This is a genomic window from Mesobacillus jeotgali, assembly GCF_002874535.1.
GTDB classification, from domain to species: Bacteria; Bacillota; Bacilli; order Bacillales; family Cytobacillaceae; genus Mesobacillus; species Mesobacillus jeotgali.
Genome location: NZ_CP025025.1, coordinates 557,719 through 574,679, shown reverse-complemented (window position 1 = coordinate 574,679; position 16,961 = coordinate 557,719). Strand labels below are relative to the sequence as shown.

Below are 16,961 nucleotides of genomic sequence, written 5' to 3'. Positions count from 1 at the left end.
TGATTCGAATGGACTAGCAACAAATTAGTGATTTCTCAAAAATAATTAAGGAATTATTCTAAGTAAATTGGTACTATTTACATTAACGATTGAACTCCACTGCCAGTGGTATTGTACTGTATAACCTTTTTCAAGGAGTGTTTGAACAATGAAGGAATTATTAAAGGAATTGATCCTGATTGACAGCTCCACAAAGGAAGGTGCCAATCAGGCAGTAGAGTTTTGCAAGCAATGGCTTATTGAGCATGAATTAAAGCCAAATTTGATTGAGAATAATGGATATAAAATGCTCGTCTGTGAGATTGGCGCGGGAGATAAAACCATAGTATTCAACGGACATGTTGATGTGGTCAGCGGTAAAAAGGAGCAGTTCGTTCCCGTTGAAAAGGATGGCCGGATCTACGCAAGGGGCGCAGCTGATATGAAAGCTGGAGTTGCAGCGATGATGGTTGCGATGAAAGAATTGCAGAATCAAAAACTCGGAGTGAAAATCCAGCTGCAGATTGTTTCCGACGAAGAGATTGGCGGGATGAATTGTACCGGTTATCTTGTGGAAAATGGCTATCGCGGTGACTTTGTGATTGCCTCTGAACCGACCCAGCTAGGAATCGCACTGCAAGCAAAGGGTGTTTTGAGAATCGAAGTCGAGGTTACCGGAAAGGCGGCTCACGGCAGCAGGCCTTGGGAAGGTGAAAATGCGATCGTCAAAGCCTATCAAATTTATGAAAAGCTGCTTCAATTGCCTTTCACAAAGGAAAGCTCCGATTTCTACCAATCACCATCTATTAACCTTGCCATCATCTCGGGCGGTGAGGTTTTTAACAAGGTGCCTGATCATTGCGTCATGTCCCTTGATATTCGCTATCTACCTGGACAAGATTCCGATACGATTGTCCAGCAAATCAAAGGTATTTCAGATGGAAAAGTTACAGTCAGCCTAAAAGGAATCCCTGTGGCGACAAAGAAGGATGACCCATTCATCACACAGCTGGAACCTATTTTGGAAAAACATGTCGCTGGTGAAGCAGTCTTATTCGGCCAACACGGGGCAGCAGACACCCAGTATTTCGCAGCACATGGAATCCCGGCAATCGAGTTCGGGCCAAGCGGGGCAAACTGGCACGGAGATGACGAATTTGTCGAGCTGGAATCACTTGAAAAGTATAAAGATATTTTAATAGATTACGTTAAAACTTATTAAAGTTTAAACGAAAAGACAGCCACCCGGCTGTCTTTTTAACTGCTTAAACGATATTTCTTTGTCCATGAGTATAGCAATAAACCCGAAACTAACACTAATTGCAGCAAAAAGACAACCGAATCCCAAAAACGGATGCTTGTGATTGGTTCATAAAATCCAGGCATCATAATTTCGTTCACCGCGAAGATTATTTGCGGGATGTAGTAGTAGGCGGTGATGATTAGGGTGAGCAGGATACCAGAAAGATAGAACCCTGCATATCTGCGAACGAACTTCTCTTCCCCGTCGAACGTTTCCGTTTCTGGCACTCTTAGAAAAGGCAGCCATTTTGACAGGAAGTTACGCCCATTTTCCATCAGATTGTAGCAGCCCGTTGTGTTTTCAATGACATAATATAAATCCGTCTTCATAAACACAGCTGCCTGATAGATCAGACGGATAAACGTGTTCAGTACCACCAACTTCGATACACCCATTGTTAGGCTATTTTCGGTCATGAAGAGCTGGGCAGATAATGCAAGGAAAAGAACCACGATATCAAAATACATCCCCGCAAGGAACAGCTTATTTCGCTTTTCAGCGGGCAATTTCCACACCTGCGACATATCCGTCTCCAAAACAACAAAAAACAGACGGTGCCCCACTTCTATTTTTGCTGGTAAGCCCTCGGATCGGACGGCAAGCACATGACCGAATTCGTGCAGGATTACAAGGAAGAAGCTAATCAGAAGCAAGGCCAGGACATTTTGGAACATCAGATCAAAAGCAAATAGGTCCGAATAGCGCGGGAATAGATTTGGATTAAACAAAATTAATACTGTGCTTGCTACGAGTAAAAGGATGTAAAACTTTGAACTGATAGTGTTGAAGAAGAAGCGGCCGAGAGATTCTGGAATCCAGGTATTGCTAGAGTTAAAATGATCCACATAACTTCTTTGGATAGGGATACCATCAATTTCTTTAACCAAATTAAGTTCTAAGAGCTGGTCAATAAATCCCAGGACGTCAATATCTTCATTCGGATACCGGGCATTCAAGGACTTTTCGATTTCCCTCAGGGGAATCGCTTTATTCAATAACTCTATAGCAGTAATACAAACCTCTGGCATTTCATAGAAATCACCAGTAGCTTCATCTTCGACGATATAATAACGTTTATCTTTTCTCACTTTCAGAGGAAGCAATGAAATTTCTGAAGTATATGTAAGTCCCATAAAGCCTCCTGTTTAAAGAAAGGAATCAGGCTATAAAGCTGATCCCTTTCTGATACCTTATAAAAGAATACACCACCAGCAAGTTGTCTTTACCTTTTTGAGTTTACGAATCTTCATACTGTTACCTCCTCTCTATTTTTATAATCTTCACTTGAAAGGGTGGTAGACCAATCGTAACTCTGATGATATTGAACCCATTTAGGGAAGATTTTTTTAAACATCTCTACTAATTGAGGATCAAATTGAGACCCTTGTCCATCTATTATTCTGGCATATGCCTCATCAACAGAGAGAGCGTTCCGATAGGACCTTGATGATGTCATTGCATCAAAAGCATCTGCAATTGAAACAACCCGGGCTAAAAATGGTATTGACTCTCCCTTAAGATTTTCTGGATATCCCTTACCATCCCACCTTTCATGATGGGACATTATAACAGCTATACTACTTTCTAGACCCTTCACTTTAAGGATCGCTTCCGCACCAACCGAAGGATGAGTCTTAATTATATCAAACTCACCTTTAGAGAGCTTTCCTGGCTTCATTAAGATAGAGTCAGGTATATTAACCTTTCCAATATCATGCAATAAACAAGAGTAGTTAAATGCACTTAGTTCCTCTTGAGAAAACCTACCCGTCTCTCTTGCCAAAGTTTGGGCATAATGTGCCACCCGTTCACTATGTCCCCGGGTATATGGATCCTTTAATTCGATTGTTGCTATTACTCCTTTAACTATACCTTGCAGCTGATAATCATAAGATTCTTTAATAGTTTTTAGATAGCTTTGAAAGCGAACTAAAATTAAGTAAGCTATCCCACTCAATATTAATACCAACACTATAGGACCAATCGTATTTTCAGAGTCTAGATAAAATCCAAAAAAAGCATATTTAAATATCAATGTGCCAGTTACAACCCGGAAGAAACGTGTATTAACAAAAAATGGGGTGAATAAAACAGCTATGATTTCTACGGCATTCCCGCTTTGATATTCGAGGTTACCCTTTGAATATATGGAAACTTCACTCATTATCGAGGTAAGAAAGTAACCAATTATAAAAACATATTTAAACTTGTAAATTTTTTCTTTCTTTTTCAATAAAATAAATATTGGTAAAGCAATAAACAGCCAAATATAGACCCAATAATTTATTTCTCGGGGTAAATTTAAGTCTATATTTTTATAAAAGCTGTGATAAAACACTTCATATATTAAATAGACTGTGTAAAATAAAACCAAGAACCACTTCAATGCTCTTTGCTCTTCATAAATTAGTGTTTGATTAATTTTCTCGTTATACATATTGGTACCTCTCGTTCGTTCAACTATGCTACCCTTGTTATCGCCTAATTTAAGCCTAAATTAATAGGCTATAAACTCCTGAACAAAATATGAGTATTTATACCTATTATAATTCGACCAAATACGACATTTTTTCTCATTATAAACCAAAAGGACCATTCAAAGAATAGTCCTTTTGATTTATTTATGATGATTTTATTTTTTTTCGAGGCTTAAAGGGAGTCTAACCTCTACGGTTGTTCCCTTGTTTAATTCACTATTTATATTTAATTGTCCATTATGCTCTTCAATTATTTTCTTAGTCACCATTAAACCTAGCCCATTACCATTTTCTTTGGTTGTATAAAATGGTTCACCGAGCTTTTGTAATTTGTCAGACTCAATTCCACATCCCTCATCTTGAATTGATACCGTCGCAGTATCATTTTTGACTTGAGATGTAATTTTTACTGTACCACCTTCAGGCATGGACTCCATGGCATTTTTAATCAAATTGATAAATACCTGTTTTAATTGATTCTCGTCACATATTAAACCCGGACTATCTGTAAGGTCCAACTCAACTTTAACATTCATTCTATCGGCATGAGGTTCAATCACTACAAGCACATACTCAATTATTCCCTTCAAATTTTTCGTACTCTTCTCGCCCGTATTAGGCTTACCTAAAATCAAGAGGTTTGTCACAATCGAGTTTATCCTATCAATCTCACTTAGCATAATAGGATAATAGTGATCATCATCTTTGTCTTTCTCCTTCTGAAGCTGCGTGAAGCCTTTTAGTGAGGATAAAGGGTTCTTAATCTCATGAGCAATTGCCGTGGCCATTTGACCAATAACAGCTAATTTTTCCTTTTGCCTTAAGTCTTCATGGATGGATGTTATCGCTGTTATATATGATTGGAATCTAGATAACAACACCCAGGTAATTGACGAGATAAAAATAATAAGAGCAATCGGGAAAATCACATTATTTGAATGGAACAACATTCCATCCAGAAGATATTTCAAAAATAAACCAATCGAAGCCACCATGAAGAAACGTTTATCAACAAAAATAGGCGAGAACAGAATAAAATATACCTCAAGAATATGCCCGCCAGTAAACTCCTTATCGTTTCCCCAAAAGATCATGGCATTATTAATAAAATCGAGCAACATGAAACTAAAAATATACATGTACTTAATTTTTTCTGGTATGCCTTTTTTAATAAAATATATAGCAACAGGGAGCAATAAGAGGAGAAGAAAGTGCATTACAAAACCCATGCTACCATCAGGGAAACCAACTACAGTTCCCTCACCACCATACTGAGGAATAAAAAAATAATAGGCCAAATCATAAGCAAATAATATGATATAAAAAGTCCACAAAAAGAACTTAACTGCTTTAACTTCTTCATATATTAAAATCGAGTTTTTTTTAAATGGTTCCATACGGAATCTCCTTAAATCTGAAAACTTGTTAGCTTTATTATATCAGGATGTGTCACTTCTTGTTACATTTTGTCTCATTATGCAATGGATTTTCAATTAATATTTTTTATGGATGGAAAGGAATTTTTTATGGAATGAAAAATGGACCAGGCTGTTTTAGATGCCTGATCCATTTCTTTATGCCGTTTCGCTTAGGTTGTATTCGTTGAGGATTCCTTCGAGTTTGAGGGCGAGTCCCATGCTGCCCTGGATTTTAAGCTTACCTGTCATGAAGGCGGCAGTGCCGTTGAGTTTGCCCATGATCATCTTCTTGAAGTTTTGATCTGACAGCTTCAGGGTACAATCTGGTGTTTCTTCTGTTCCTTCAACAACCCGGGCAGTTCCTCGTGAAATCAGCAATTGGAATGTCCCGCTGTCATCCCCAGTGATGTCATATTGATAGACCGTATTCATGCCTTGAATGGGTTCAGGCCTTTCTTTCATGACCCTTTCGATTTCTTGCCATACTTCTCTGATCGACTTATTTTCCATCTTCGCCACTCCTATCAACCTATTTATTTCCATCATACCCGACGGAAGTCCTATTGGGCAATCCGAAAACGAACGTATTATCTGATAATTCCCTATATTCGTCGGGTTGCTTTTAGCTAACTGCCCGTACTCGCGAAAGCCATCAATCCTTTGTTCCAGAATGCATAGGCAAGGACACAGCAAACAATCGCTGCAACCGGGGTCCAAAGCGCGAATTCCTTGTAGCCAGACTTGTCGATAAAATAAGCTGCCGGGTAGAATGCAGTGAATCCATAAGGAATGATCCAAGTCAGGAACATGCGAATTCCCTTGTGGTAGATCGTCAGCGGGTATCTGGCAAAATCACTCAGGTTGAAGACAGCCCATACTATAGGAAGACTGTCGATCATCCAGAAACTGAATGTCGCAAAAAATAAGTTAATCGCCACGAAAATCAATCCAGACGAGATGATCATGACAACCAGCATCGCAATTTCCGCTGCTCCCCAAACGAGGTCAAGCTGCGGAATCGCTGTCCCAAGAATAATCAAGCCGATAATCAGCTGGCCGAATCCATCTTGATGCAGTCGATCTGCCACCACATGGAACAATGGATTGACCGGCCTGATCAGCAAGCGATCAAGTTTTCCTGGCCTGATATATTGCCAGCCGAGCGTCCATAAATTATCAAAGAAAATCTGGTGAATCGAACGGCCCGTTGCCGCAATTCCGTAAATGAACAATATCTCGTAAAACGACCAGCCATTGATCTGCTCAATGTGGTCGAACACCACTTTTACAAAAAAGATCGAAGCGAACTGCTCAAGCATTACTGAGGCGACACCGATCAAAAAGTCAATCCGGTATTCCATCATCACCTTCATATGGCTCTTCGCAAACTCCCAATATAATCTCGTATAACGACGCATAGAATCGCCTCCTATCCTCCGAAAATCGTAATCTGCTTAATCGCCTGCGACCAGATTACCCTTACTAAAACATACAATGAAATCAGCCAAAACAGCTGGACTCCAAGCGCCATATAAGCTTCCGTTCCAGTGATCAGCCCAGAATAAATCGAAACTGGCAGATACACCATTGCCTGAAACGGCAGGAACTCAGTGATGGTTCTGAGCCAATCCGGGAAAAGCGTGATTGGTACCAAAGCTCCCGAGAAAAACGTTATCAGTGACTCCTTTAGTACTCTGACTCCCCAGACATTGACTGTCCAGAAGGCGAGGACACCGACGAGGAAATCAAAAAATGTTCCGATCCAGATTCCCACCAGCGCACTCATCACGAATAGCAAAATCGTCTCAGGTGATTTTGGAAAGCTTAAATCCATGAAGAAGTAAGCAATCAATATCATCGGGATCGTTCCCTGAATCAAGTACATGACTTTCTCACCCACATCAACCGCGAACATTTTAAAAATCAAATCGTAAGGGCGCATCAGCTCAATCGCTACCTGCCCCTCCTTGATATTCTCGGCAAGCTCATTCCCGACACCGCCAACAAACCCCTGAAGCAGCATCGCAATGACAATATAAGTTATCATCGTTTCCAGATTGATATTTTCAATCGTTGTCTGGTTCGCATAAACTGCCTGCCAGAAGAAGTAAATAATCAACAGCCTCATCACTGCAGAAACGGTCCCGGCCCAGTACCAGGCGGAATAGGCAGTGTTCTCCTGCATCCGCCCTTTAGCTATTTGCCAATACTTTCTCATGCTCTCCCCCCTGTTCCTGTTTGTTGTACAGCTCCTCTACGATCGTCTCGATCTTAGGATCGGCAATATTCAAATCTCCAATTTCATACATGCTCATCATTTCCGAAATGACGAACGAGCTTTTAACAGTCTCATGGTCAAACGATAAGCTGACCTTTGTTTCTTCCTCATTCGGTAAAACTTCCACCTGACCGTTCAGCGATGCAGGCAATATAAATTTTTCTTTATCCGCTAGCTCAAAATGGATTACCCGCTGTTGGCCGAATTGTTTTTTAATCTGCTCAAGCCCACCATCGTATAAAATAGTACCGCCATCAATAATGATGATCCGGTCGCAAATTTCCTCAATGTCCTGCATGTCATGTGTAGTCAGTAGCACTGTTGTGCCCCAGCGCTGATTCATTTCCTTGATAAACTTTCTGATTTTTACTTTTACCGCAATATCTAGACCGATTGTCGGCTCATCCAGGTAAACAACTTTTGGCCTGTGAAGGAAGGCAGCAGCAAGTTCACAGCGCATTTTTTGCCCTAGCGAGAGCTGTCGGACCGGGATGCCAAGAAGCGGTTCAAGGTTCAAGACTTCCGTGAACATCTCGACTGTCTCCTGATACTCTTGCTCCGGAATCTCGTAAATATGTTTTAACAGATTATAAGATTCACGGACAGGGATATCCCAGAATAGCTGCGTCCGCTGCCCGAAGACTGCTCCAATATTCACTGCATTCTTCTGACGATTTTCATACGGTACTAGCCCATTCACCGTTACCTTTCCCGACGTCGGTGTCAGGATTCCCGTCAGCATCTTGATCGTAGTGGACTTCCCCGCACCATTCGCGCCGATATAGCCAACCGTCTCACCCTGCTCAATCGTAAAATTAATCCCCTTCACCGCATGCTTCGTCTCATACTTCCGGTTAAAAAGCGACTTGATTGCCCCCTTAAGACCAGGGTCTCGCTTCACCAATTTATATTCCTTTTTCAAATTCTCAACTGTAATCACATTATCACTCCCCAAGAACATACATTCGCTTTTTTAGGCGCAAAAAAACCACAGACATCCCAGTCCGTGGTTACGCAGTTATTTTAACAAGACAAAAATAAGCGCTACTACACACAATACAGGCAGGCCGAAGGTAAAACATATGAAATTGATTTAGTTGCTTGATTACGATCAATCATTCCGACTGCCTCCTTAGGTTAATTGAATACTTTCATATTGTACCTGTTAAAGAAAATTTTGGCAACAGTATTATGAAAAAATATGGGCTGCCGCATTTTACTCAGGAACCGTGAACTAATTTGTTATTAAACTTCAAATACGTGATTAATTCTTCCATAGTTTCAAAGTGTCCGGCAGTGCCAAATCCATGGAATATATTCATCTTCCGCAGGATCCCGCCAAGATCGAGGTCATTCCCGACAAGATACAGGTTCTGCCCTCTCTCTTTTAGTTGTTCCTTAAGCTGCAGCAGAAGCAGTGCACCAGAAGCATCAACAACCGTTACTTTTTCTATATCTATAACTATATCAAGACTGTTATCTGAACTGATCGTCTTCGTTATTAGCTCTGTGGCCCCAAAGTAAAGCGGCCCTTCCAGGCTATATACCTTTAAACCATTTTCCGTTTTACTATTGATTTTGAAGCCTTCCTCACTCATCCTCTTCATGAAAACTAATGCACTCATCACAATGCCGACTCCAACCGCTACCATTAGATCAATCGCAACTGTCAAAGCCATCGTCACCAGCATGACCGCTGCATCTGTGCGAGGCTCATCCTTAAGGATTTTCAAACTGTCATAATCGAACATTGTAATACCTGTCATGATTAAAATTCCCGCAAGCACTGCGAGGGGAATTTCTTCTGCAAGGGGACCGAAGACAAGCATGAAAAGCAGCAAAGCTACACTATGTAACATAGCTGATAAAGCAGTCTGTCCACCGCTGCGCAAATTGACTACCGACCTGACTGTCGCCCCAGCACCTGGCATCGCACCGAACAAACCGGCAAAGGTATTACCAATCCCCTGGCCAATTAATTCTTTGTTGCTCTTGTGCTTCGTACCCGTCATATTGTCCATAACAACAGAGGTCAGCAATGAATCAATTGAGCCAAGGACCGCGATGCTTATTGCCGCAGGAATCAATTGGATGATAACACCCAGGTCAGCAATGGGTAGATGGAATTGCGGCAGCCCTTTCGGAATCTCACCAATTCTTTCTGCGCTGTCAATAAAAATAAAATCATCGAAAAATGGCAGTGTAAAATGAACGGCAGGAACTACCTTTTCCAGTAGGATTACTGCCACAGTCCCTAAAATCAGTGCCATCAAGCTTGGCGGGATAGTTTTGATCCACTTCATCGCAACCAGCATAAAGACAATCGTCAACAGCACGACCAAAAAGCTGCCCGTCACATACTGCAGCTGTCCCATGATAATGATTATGGCAATTCCGTTCATAAAACCGCTGACGACCGGCAACGGAATGAACTTTAAATAATTGCCTGCTTTAAGTAGGCCAAATACAATTTGAAATAGCCCACCCATGAACGCGGCAATGAAAGCATACTCCAATCCCTGAGTCGCCACAATCCCAGTAAAGATAATTGTAATCGGACCAGTCGGCCCAGTCACCTGTCCCTTCGTCCCGCCAAACAAAGCAGCAAAAAAACCAGTAATGATGGCACCATACAAACCAATGATGGCCCCATCCGAATTACCCGTCGCCTGCATCCCAAAAGCCAACGCAAGCGGCAGCGCAACAACCGAAACCGTAATCCCGGCCAGCAATTCACGCTTCAGGGTTTGAAACATGTTTGATACGCCTTCTTTCTTATACATTTATAAGAAAAATTATACGCCTGAAAAAACGAATCGGAAATATGCTGAGGAAAAAAGAAATGAAAAATTGAGGAACTTCTCAACCTATCCACTATAAAAAAATGTGCACCAGCCAAAAGCCATGCATGAAGACAATCGCCGTATACGAGACGGAGGCAAAAATTATCACTCCCTTGAGCAAGGAAGAACGAGGAACCTTCTTCAACACAATGAACAATAAAAGGAATACAGAAAGAGCAGCTTTCGTGAGGACGAACAACGTGGGATTCACTTGATAGACCACCTGCATAAGCGGATTAAGCTCAGATATGAACGCATGTTTGAGGCCGAACCAGGTAACTGATGCGTCTAATAGGTTCAGGATGGCTAGGTAAACAAACAGGCGCGTCATCAGCTTTCACCCCAGATTGTTCTTAATATAGTACTGCATAGACAAATTATAAGGGCTTTGTTTGGTAGATAGTATTCCCTTAGAAACTCTTTTTTTAACATTTAAAGATGATTATCTATTATTAATTACAAAGAATCACCTTGATTAAATTTTAATCAAGGTGTTCTACTCAATCATCAGAGTTTTCCTTCTCCACATAGCATAATAGAAAAATCCTATTCCTCCTACAATTAAACTAATTCCAATAAGCATTAAATTAAATACCCCTGTAGCTGTATTAGGAAGTTTGGGACCATCAGTTGGTAATATACCACCTAAAGTTCCCTCTGCATAAAATTTAAATTGGAATTCACATCCCAAACCTTGAAAATCATTACCTAGTTCATATGGTACCTTTACCCAAAAATAGAGTTTTTCTGATTGACTACTTTCTAATCTTCTTGCCTCTAATTTAGTAAAATCTTTTAACTTTCCCTCGAACAATAATTGTTTATTATCTGATACCTTTAATAATATCTCATTATAAAACTTCTCAGATCCTGTAAGAAATTTGTTACTAAACAAATAAGAAAAATTTTGTTTCCCCTTATTACTTACTGTTAGTTCCTTAGTGAAATAATCTCCTGGTTTTAAATTACTTAAATTAAAAAATACTTTATGAGCGCTCGTGGATATATCGATTTCTTTTTCGCTATTATTCACTTGTGAGTAGCCAATACTTGAAAGAAAAAGATTAATAATAATAGTCAAAGTAAAAGCATTTAATAAAATCCCTTTTTTCATTGATAATCACCACACTAATTAAGAAATATTATCCCTAAATAAAAGGTGGGTTAATACCCACCTTTTATTCTCATTAATTAGTTTCCATATGCACCATTTTTAGCCTTACTATTAGATTCGATAACTCCTTCTTCATCAGATACATCTTGGCCATCCCATTGCCGTGCTTCTAAAGTAAAGTTTACGTCAACTTTATCGCCTTGATATTTGTTCTGGTTTTCTACATCTCCTAGAGCTGCAGTACCATATTCAACAAATTCAATTGTTAGTTCTACAGTATCCCAATCCCTTGGATCAGCAGGTAGACCTTGCCATTTGTTTGTTGCTGTTGACACTAAGTTAATTCTGTTATCTTCCCAATGATTTCCTAGAGCTGCATCAAGCTTATTGATAGCAGTTGTATCCCCTTGGTTCGTTGCTTTATATACATCAGCTAAAGTAATATCATCACCGGAATTGATAATTTCTTCTTCGGCACCTTCGATTCCAGTTCTAGCTAAAGTAATTTGAAATTGCTCTAAGTATTCGAGATCAGTATTTTTACCAAAGATATCCGAATCTGCATCAGCAGCAACTTCGGAAGTATCTCTGTTCCCATTTGAATCATAACCATAATCATTAAAATTAATGCTATCTATTGAAAGAAGAACATCTTTAATCGCTAATGAACCAACATTCTTTAGCTCAAACTGCCTTGTCATTGAATCTCCAGGTTTTAAATCTGATACCGTAAAGTTTGTAGGACCACCATCTACTGCATTTAATTCTAATTTTAGATTGCCGTTCGCAACAGATCCATTCACAGTTTCAATATCATTAAATGCTGCCCATGTCCCTCCAGCAACTAGTGAAAGACCTAAAGCAGATGACATTGCTCCCAATGTTAATTTCTTTTTAAGACTCATTTTTTACTCCTCCTACGTAATTTTAGGTTCTATTAAGAAATGAAATTATCTTATTTTTACTTATCTTCTCCAGGCATTTGGGTTCCTTCAAACTTTAATGAAATACTTGCGCCTTCATCCTGGAATTTATTTTGTTCTTGTAGCCTGCTACCTATATATGATGTTGGATCATTTTTAAATTCTACATATACTTCAAATTGCATTGACCCTCCTGGAATAATAGCTGCACTCGCATTACTTCCAGAAATTTCGCTATTAGTAAGGTTGCTTAATCCAAATGCATCTCCATCATATACTACGTCCGTACCACGTTTAACCGTCACTTTAAATTGTTTTAAGAATTCTTCTTCTGAGTTTTTACCATCTTCAAATCCATTTGCACTTAATGGCAGATGATCATGCGTTTTATCCACCCAATCACTTACTTCAGTAGTTAAGAAAATATCATCAATTGCAAGAGACCCATTGTTCCCAAGAGTAATTGTTTTTGTGAAGTGATCACCAGGTTTGAGATTACTCAAATTGAATAACTCAGTCTGTGGATTAGTAGTCAAATCCAATGTTCCCGCATTAAAAGAATTGTCTAGCGTTTCAACATCGTTAAATGCTGCCCAAGTCCCCCCACCGATAAGTGATACACCCAATGCGCCAGCTAAGATGCCAATGCCCATCTTCTTTTTGATACTCATTTAATATTCCTCCTCAAATAATTCTCACCCAAATTGGGTATGTATATGTGCACTCTAAAAGAGTTACAACCTAAGAAATGATTGATTGTTTGTTTTCAGGCTCATTTACAGTTTTTGTCTTTTCTTCTAATTCTTTAATTGCAGAGCGAATTGTCCATGCAGCATAACCTAGTAATAGTAAGCCAGGAATTATTAACAGCAATCCAGTTCCTAAAGGACTGCTTGCAAAGTTAAGAAAGTAACCAACAAAGGGAATTGTCAAACCCGTATATTTAGCAACAATATTTTGGGGTAATACTTGATTCATATCTGCATCTTCGTTGTTATCACCTTTAGTCTGATATGAAACTTGGTCACCTTGTTTTACGACTTGAATAATCCTATGTGTTACAACCTTTTTTTCGTCTTGCCTAAATGTAATCACATCGTTTTCTTTTAAGCTTTTGGCATTCTTAACTTCTTCGACTACTATAAGTGATCCAGTTTTAAAAGTTGGTTCCATTGATCCTGAAAGAACTGTTTTAAATTGGTAACCAAATAACTGTGGTTCCCCACCAGAAGCTCGTGAGGAAATTACCATTACTATCATGAGAAGCAATGTGGTAAACACTACTCCATATAAAACATTTCCAATAATTTTAGTTGTTCTCTTCATTTTGTTCTCCTTTCTGTTCCCATCAATATCAGTTACCATTACTCTCATCAGAGCCGTTGGTCGAATCAGTTGGCTGCTGCTCTTCTGTTTGATCCTCACTAGATGGTTCTTGATTTGTGCTATCTTCTTCATTGCTATCTGACGATTCGGTGTTCTCTTCTTCGGACTCTTCATTAGCTGATTCAGAGTCAGGGCTATCTTTTATTTCTTCAGGTGAGTCCTTTATTTCTTCAGTAGTTTTGCTTGTACTGGTATCTGTTTTTTCATTGGATTCGGTTGGTTTCTCTTCTGTGACCGATTGCTCTGTCTTCACTTTCTCAACAATACAACCCTCTATTTCAATTGGCTCACTCCAAATTGCTTCCTGACCTGGTCGATCAGGTTTAGTTACTTTAAATCTATACTGACCTTCGCCTGGCAGCTCTTGAAGTTTGGTTGTTACAATCCTTCCTTTTTCACCAGCCTTAATCATTGGTACTTCTCCACTTTCCAGTAAAGGACTTATAGGTGTTTTTGTTTCCTGCCCTTTGCCAACCTTAAACAATTCCCATGTCCATGTAGAGAAGGTCATATCTTCTCCATCGTTAAATATTTCTGCATATACTACTGGAGGCTGACACGAACCACCTCTTTCAAGTCCAGCAACATCAAAGTCTAACGAACTCTTATCCCATTCATCAATCGGCCATTTCACATGGATAGAAGCTTGTAATTCCTCCACATCATTAAATGCTGCATTGGTAAAAGAATTAAGTTGAATAACGGTAAAAATAAGCAGGTACCATGCAAGAAGTACTTGCAGCGATTTACGAAAAAAAACATAACGCTTTCTAAACTTCCTTGATCTAGAATATCGAATGGTACTCCCCTCCCCACCTGCTGATCTTTTATGTATTATATTGAGAATGAAGTTGGTGAATTTTTTTATCAATTTTATCAACTTCCTTATACCGCACGTATTTTGTTCTTTTTAACGAACTTACATTGTGAGTATATGCTAATCTATTATTTTTGAAAAACCTCAAATTCAGCCGTTTTTTCTTAATAACGCACAAAAAACGTTCGTTATCTCTGAGTATCTCCAGTTTTCTTAATATTTCGTAATTTAAATAGAACATTTTGTTATATATATAGAACGACGAGCATACAGAAAACGCCTCCTGCATAAGGAGACGCTTTTGTATGGCTATTTTACGAGAGATTTTTCTTGAGGCAAGGTTTCGTTGACTATCTCATAAAAATGATTCACTGGCTTTAATTGATCAACAAATTCATGTCCTGATTTCCAGGTTTCTTCTATATAGACCTCCATCACCTTCACAGCACGTTCATCTCCACCACCAGCATACTCCAACGCATTCACACTCTCAAATATCTTCACCATTAATTCAGCAACCCGCTTGGAGTGAAATGTCTTATGATCATGTGATGCTGTTTGCAGAGACACTAGAAGTTTCTCAAGCTGTTCTATGCCATCGCGCACCTGGTCGACATGCTCTCCGTTCATTCCAGCTACCCGCTCATTCATCTCTTGTAAGAACAATTCTCCGGCACCAAACTTCTCCATCAACCTCAACACTTCAAGCCCTAGGATATTGGCTGTACCTTCCCATACCGTCAACACCTGCGCATCCCTCAACAACCGCGGAGTGACGAAGTCTTCAATATACCCATTCCCGCCGTGCATTTCAATGGCTTCGTGCGCAAAATGAACGGCTTGTTCGGCTGTTTCTTTTTTCAGCAGGGCGATGTAGAGTCTGTTGAGAACGATGTCTTTTTCTGATACTCCTGGTTCGTTCCTCATGACTTTTTCGAACAATGGCAGGTACTTAAAGACGGTTCGTGTTTCGACTTCGAGTTTGACGGCAATTTTAACGAGGGAATCTTTGATCATTGGGAAATCAGCAAGCTTCTTGCCGAAGGCGTCTCGCTTTAATGCATATTGTCTTGCTTCGCTGTAGGCGCGGCGCATGATGCCGAGTGATGCGACGGTATTGCAGACGCGGGATAGATTCAACGCTTCCATCATGTAATAGAAGCCTTTTGCAGGGTCGCCGACGACATATGCGTCTGCACCTTCAAACTCGACTTCGGCTGATGGGACTGCCTTGACACCAAGCTTGTCTTTAAGCCTGCGGATTTTGATGCCGTTCAGCTTTCCATCTTCTTTGCGCCATGGGACTGCGAACAACGTCAGGCCTTTTGTTCCTGATGGGGCACCTTCTTTTCTTGCTAGAACCATGGCAACTCCGCACATTCCTGCATTAGAGGCGAAGTATTTTTCACCAAAAAGTTGGTAGCCGTCCTTCGTCTGAACTGCCTTCACCACATTTGCGCCGACATCGGACCCTCCCTGGCGCTCGGTCAGGAATGTTGCGCCTTCGAACAGCGTGGTTTCTCCTGTTGATAAGACATGTGGCAGGAATTTTTCTTTTAGCTCAGAGGATGCATACTGGTCCAATAAATAAGCGGTTGCCATTGTCAGTGTAACTGGGCAGTAAAACCCTGGCTCTGTTTGAGATAGCAGATAGCCCTGTGCATAAGAATAGATATAATTCCCGCGGCGGCCAAGCTCGGGAATTTCCTTATGGACGTAGCCGACAATCCCGGTGTTGTAGGATTCTTCAACCGTTTTCCGGTAACCGTCATTCACCCACACTTCGGAGATATCATCGCCATAGGCATCGAATTTAATCAGCTTTGGCTGGCCTTCGCGGTCGGTGAACCTGGCGCGCTGGTCGATTTCGTTGGCGCATTTTTCGCCGAACTCAAATAATTCCTTATCAGCGTACGCAAAAAAATCTTCATCCAATAACTCCTTCAGCAATGCACGAAACTGCGGTTCTTCCTGGTAAAAATTCATTCATTTAGCCTCCCTTTAAATTCAATCATCAGTCTTTCGATTTCTTCTTTGATTTCAACCAGTTCGGCTATTCTTTCATTCACTTCGACGAGCTTCTCTTCCCCATACTCTATTGTTCGCTTCAGTTGCTTTTCTCCAGTGCGGTCCTCATCGAAAAGCAAAACCATTTCCTTAATCTCCTCGAGTGAAAAACCGAACCTTTTTCCGCGAAGAACGAGCTTTAGCCTTGCTAAGTCGCTGCCAGAATAAATGCGTCGGCCGCCTTCTGTACGGGATGGTTTTAATAAACCAAGCTCTTCATAGTAGCGAATCGTCCTTGTTGTAACTCCAAACTCCTCGGCCAAATCAGAAATCGAATACATTCACAAAACCTCTTTTAAACAGAATAATCAGTAAATTAATTATACCATTGACGTTAACGTAAAGAGCAAGCCAGA

General features: G+C 40.3%; 17 protein-coding genes. 1 reads left to right on the top strand and 16 read right to left on the bottom strand.

Annotated elements, in window-relative coordinates:
* The first annotated feature begins 148 nt into the window (after positions 1-148).
* A complete protein-coding gene (locus CD004_RS02790; RefSeq protein WP_102261382.1) occupies positions 149-1,201 on the top strand; it encodes a M20 family metallopeptidase in 1,053 nt (350 codons plus the stop codon).
* Between the two features lie 35 nt (positions 1,202-1,236).
* On the opposite strand, the gene CD004_RS02785 is transcribed toward CD004_RS02790, so the two are convergent.
* From CD004_RS02785 to CD004_RS02710, 16 genes are all read right to left on the bottom strand, one after another.
* Entirely contained in the window at positions 1,237-2,415 is a 1,179-nt protein-coding gene (locus CD004_RS02785) for a hypothetical protein (RefSeq protein ID WP_102261381.1), read from the bottom strand.
* A 113-nt stretch (positions 2,416-2,528) separates the two neighbouring features.
* Positions 2,529-3,719 (bottom strand): HD-GYP domain-containing protein, encoded by a 1,191-nt coding sequence (locus CD004_RS02780; protein WP_102261380.1) that lies wholly within the window; start codon positions 3,717-3,719, stop codon positions 2,529-2,531.
* Positions 3,720-3,914: 195 nt separating this feature from the next.
* Positions 3,915-5,156 carry an ATP-binding protein gene (locus CD004_RS02775; RefSeq protein WP_102261379.1) on the bottom strand — a complete coding sequence of 414 codons (1,242 nt, stop codon included), beginning with the start codon at positions 5,154-5,156 and terminating at the stop codon, positions 3,915-3,917.
* A gap of 177 nt (positions 5,157-5,333) precedes the next feature.
* The gene (locus tag CD004_RS02770) at positions 5,334-5,687 is read right to left on the bottom strand and encodes an SCP2 sterol-binding domain-containing protein (RefSeq protein WP_102261378.1); all 354 of its coding nucleotides are present in this window, start codon (positions 5,685-5,687) and stop codon (positions 5,334-5,336) included.
* A gap of 116 nt (positions 5,688-5,803) precedes the next feature.
* On the bottom strand, positions 5,804-6,595 hold the full coding sequence (locus tag CD004_RS02765) for an ABC transporter permease (protein WP_102261377.1): 792 nt from the start codon (positions 6,593-6,595) through the stop codon (positions 5,804-5,806).
* A gap of 11 nt (positions 6,596-6,606) precedes the next feature.
* Positions 6,607-7,395: an ABC transporter permease gene (locus CD004_RS02760; protein ID WP_102261376.1), complete on the bottom strand. Its 789-nt coding sequence runs from the start codon at positions 7,393-7,395 to the stop codon at positions 6,607-6,609.
* Positions 7,370-8,395, bottom strand: a complete 1,026-nt coding sequence (locus CD004_RS02755) for an ABC transporter ATP-binding protein (protein WP_102261375.1) — start codon at positions 8,393-8,395, stop codon at positions 7,370-7,372. The genes CD004_RS02760 and CD004_RS02755 overlap by 26 nt, the downstream gene beginning before the upstream one ends.
* Before the next feature lie 280 nt (positions 8,396-8,675).
* A complete protein-coding gene (locus CD004_RS02750; protein WP_158651471.1) occupies positions 8,676-10,211 on the bottom strand; it encodes a SulP family inorganic anion transporter in 1,536 nt (511 codons plus the stop codon).
* Between the two features lie 118 nt (positions 10,212-10,329).
* Positions 10,330-10,629 carry a DUF5658 family protein gene (locus tag CD004_RS02745; protein WP_102261373.1) on the bottom strand — a complete coding sequence of 100 codons (300 nt, stop codon included), beginning with the start codon at positions 10,627-10,629 and terminating at the stop codon, positions 10,330-10,332.
* Between the two features lie 165 nt (positions 10,630-10,794).
* The gene (locus CD004_RS02740) at positions 10,795-11,412 is read right to left on the bottom strand and encodes an LPXTG cell wall anchor domain-containing protein (RefSeq protein ID WP_102261372.1); all 618 of its coding nucleotides are present in this window, start codon (positions 11,410-11,412) and stop codon (positions 10,795-10,797) included.
* Between the two features lie 77 nt (positions 11,413-11,489).
* Positions 11,490-12,317 (bottom strand): TasA family protein, encoded by an 828-nt coding sequence (locus CD004_RS02735; RefSeq protein ID WP_102261371.1) that lies wholly within the window; start codon positions 12,315-12,317, stop codon positions 11,490-11,492.
* A gap of 56 nt (positions 12,318-12,373) precedes the next feature.
* Positions 12,374-13,006, bottom strand: a complete 633-nt coding sequence (locus CD004_RS02730; protein ID WP_102261370.1) for a TasA family protein — start codon at positions 13,004-13,006, stop codon at positions 12,374-12,376.
* A gap of 70 nt (positions 13,007-13,076) precedes the next feature.
* Positions 13,077-13,661 (bottom strand): signal peptidase I SipW, encoded by a 585-nt coding sequence (gene sipW, locus CD004_RS02725; protein ID WP_102261369.1) that lies wholly within the window; start codon positions 13,659-13,661, stop codon positions 13,077-13,079.
* 28 nt (positions 13,662-13,689) lie between these two features.
* A complete protein-coding gene (tapA, locus tag CD004_RS02720) occupies positions 13,690-14,592 on the bottom strand; it encodes an amyloid fiber anchoring/assembly protein TapA (RefSeq protein ID WP_158651470.1) in 903 nt (300 codons plus the stop codon).
* A gap of 255 nt (positions 14,593-14,847) precedes the next feature.
* Complete coding sequence (locus tag CD004_RS02715; protein ID WP_102261367.1) at positions 14,848-16,524, bottom strand: acyl-CoA dehydrogenase family protein; 1,677 nt, start codon at positions 16,522-16,524, stop codon at positions 14,848-14,850.
* The gene (locus CD004_RS02710; RefSeq protein ID WP_102261366.1) at positions 16,521-16,886 is read right to left on the bottom strand and encodes a MerR family transcriptional regulator; all 366 of its coding nucleotides are present in this window, start codon (positions 16,884-16,886) and stop codon (positions 16,521-16,523) included. The genes CD004_RS02715 and CD004_RS02710 overlap by 4 nt, the downstream gene beginning before the upstream one ends.
* Between the last annotated feature and the right edge of the window lie 75 nt (positions 16,887-16,961).

Excerpts from the sequence above, each read along its gene's own strand:
- CD004_RS02790 (WP_102261382.1), top strand. The coding sequence starts at position 149 with ATGAAGGAATTATTAAAGGAATTGATCCTGATTGACAGCTCCACAAAG.
- CD004_RS02785 (WP_102261381.1), bottom strand. The coding sequence starts at position 2,415 with ATGGGACTTACATATACTTCAGAAATTTCATTGCTTCCTCTGAAAGTG.
- CD004_RS02780 (WP_102261380.1), bottom strand. The coding sequence starts at position 3,719 with ATGTATAACGAGAAAATTAATCAAACACTAATTTATGAAGAGCAAAGA.
- CD004_RS02775 (WP_102261379.1), bottom strand. The coding sequence starts at position 5,156 with ATGGAACCATTTAAAAAAAACTCGATTTTAATATATGAAGAAGTTAAA.
- CD004_RS02770 (WP_102261378.1), bottom strand. The coding sequence starts at position 5,687 with ATGGAAAATAAGTCGATCAGAGAAGTATGGCAAGAAATCGAAAGGGTC.
- CD004_RS02765 (WP_102261377.1), bottom strand. The coding sequence starts at position 6,595 with ATGCGTCGTTATACGAGATTATATTGGGAGTTTGCGAAGAGCCATATG.
- CD004_RS02760 (WP_102261376.1), bottom strand. The coding sequence starts at position 7,395 with ATGAGAAAGTATTGGCAAATAGCTAAAGGGCGGATGCAGGAGAACACT.
- CD004_RS02750 (WP_158651471.1), bottom strand. The coding sequence starts at position 10,211 with ATGTTTCAAACCCTGAAGCGTGAATTGCTGGCCGGGATTACGGTTTCG.
- CD004_RS02745 (WP_102261373.1), bottom strand. The coding sequence starts at position 10,629 with ATGACGCGCCTGTTTGTTTACCTAGCCATCCTGAACCTATTAGACGCA.
- CD004_RS02740 (WP_102261372.1), bottom strand. The coding sequence starts at position 11,412 with ATGAAAAAAGGGATTTTATTAAATGCTTTTACTTTGACTATTATTATT.
- CD004_RS02735 (WP_102261371.1), bottom strand. The coding sequence starts at position 12,317 with ATGAGTCTTAAAAAGAAATTAACATTGGGAGCAATGTCATCTGCTTTA.
- CD004_RS02730 (WP_102261370.1), bottom strand. The coding sequence starts at position 13,006 with ATGAGTATCAAAAAGAAGATGGGCATTGGCATCTTAGCTGGCGCATTG.
- sipW (WP_102261369.1), bottom strand. The coding sequence starts at position 13,661 with ATGAAGAGAACAACTAAAATTATTGGAAATGTTTTATATGGAGTAGTG.
- CD004_RS02715 (WP_102261367.1), bottom strand. The coding sequence starts at position 16,524 with ATGAATTTTTACCAGGAAGAACCGCAGTTTCGTGCATTGCTGAAGGAG.
- CD004_RS02710 (WP_102261366.1), bottom strand. The coding sequence starts at position 16,886 with ATGTATTCGATTTCTGATTTGGCCGAGGAGTTTGGAGTTACAACAAGG.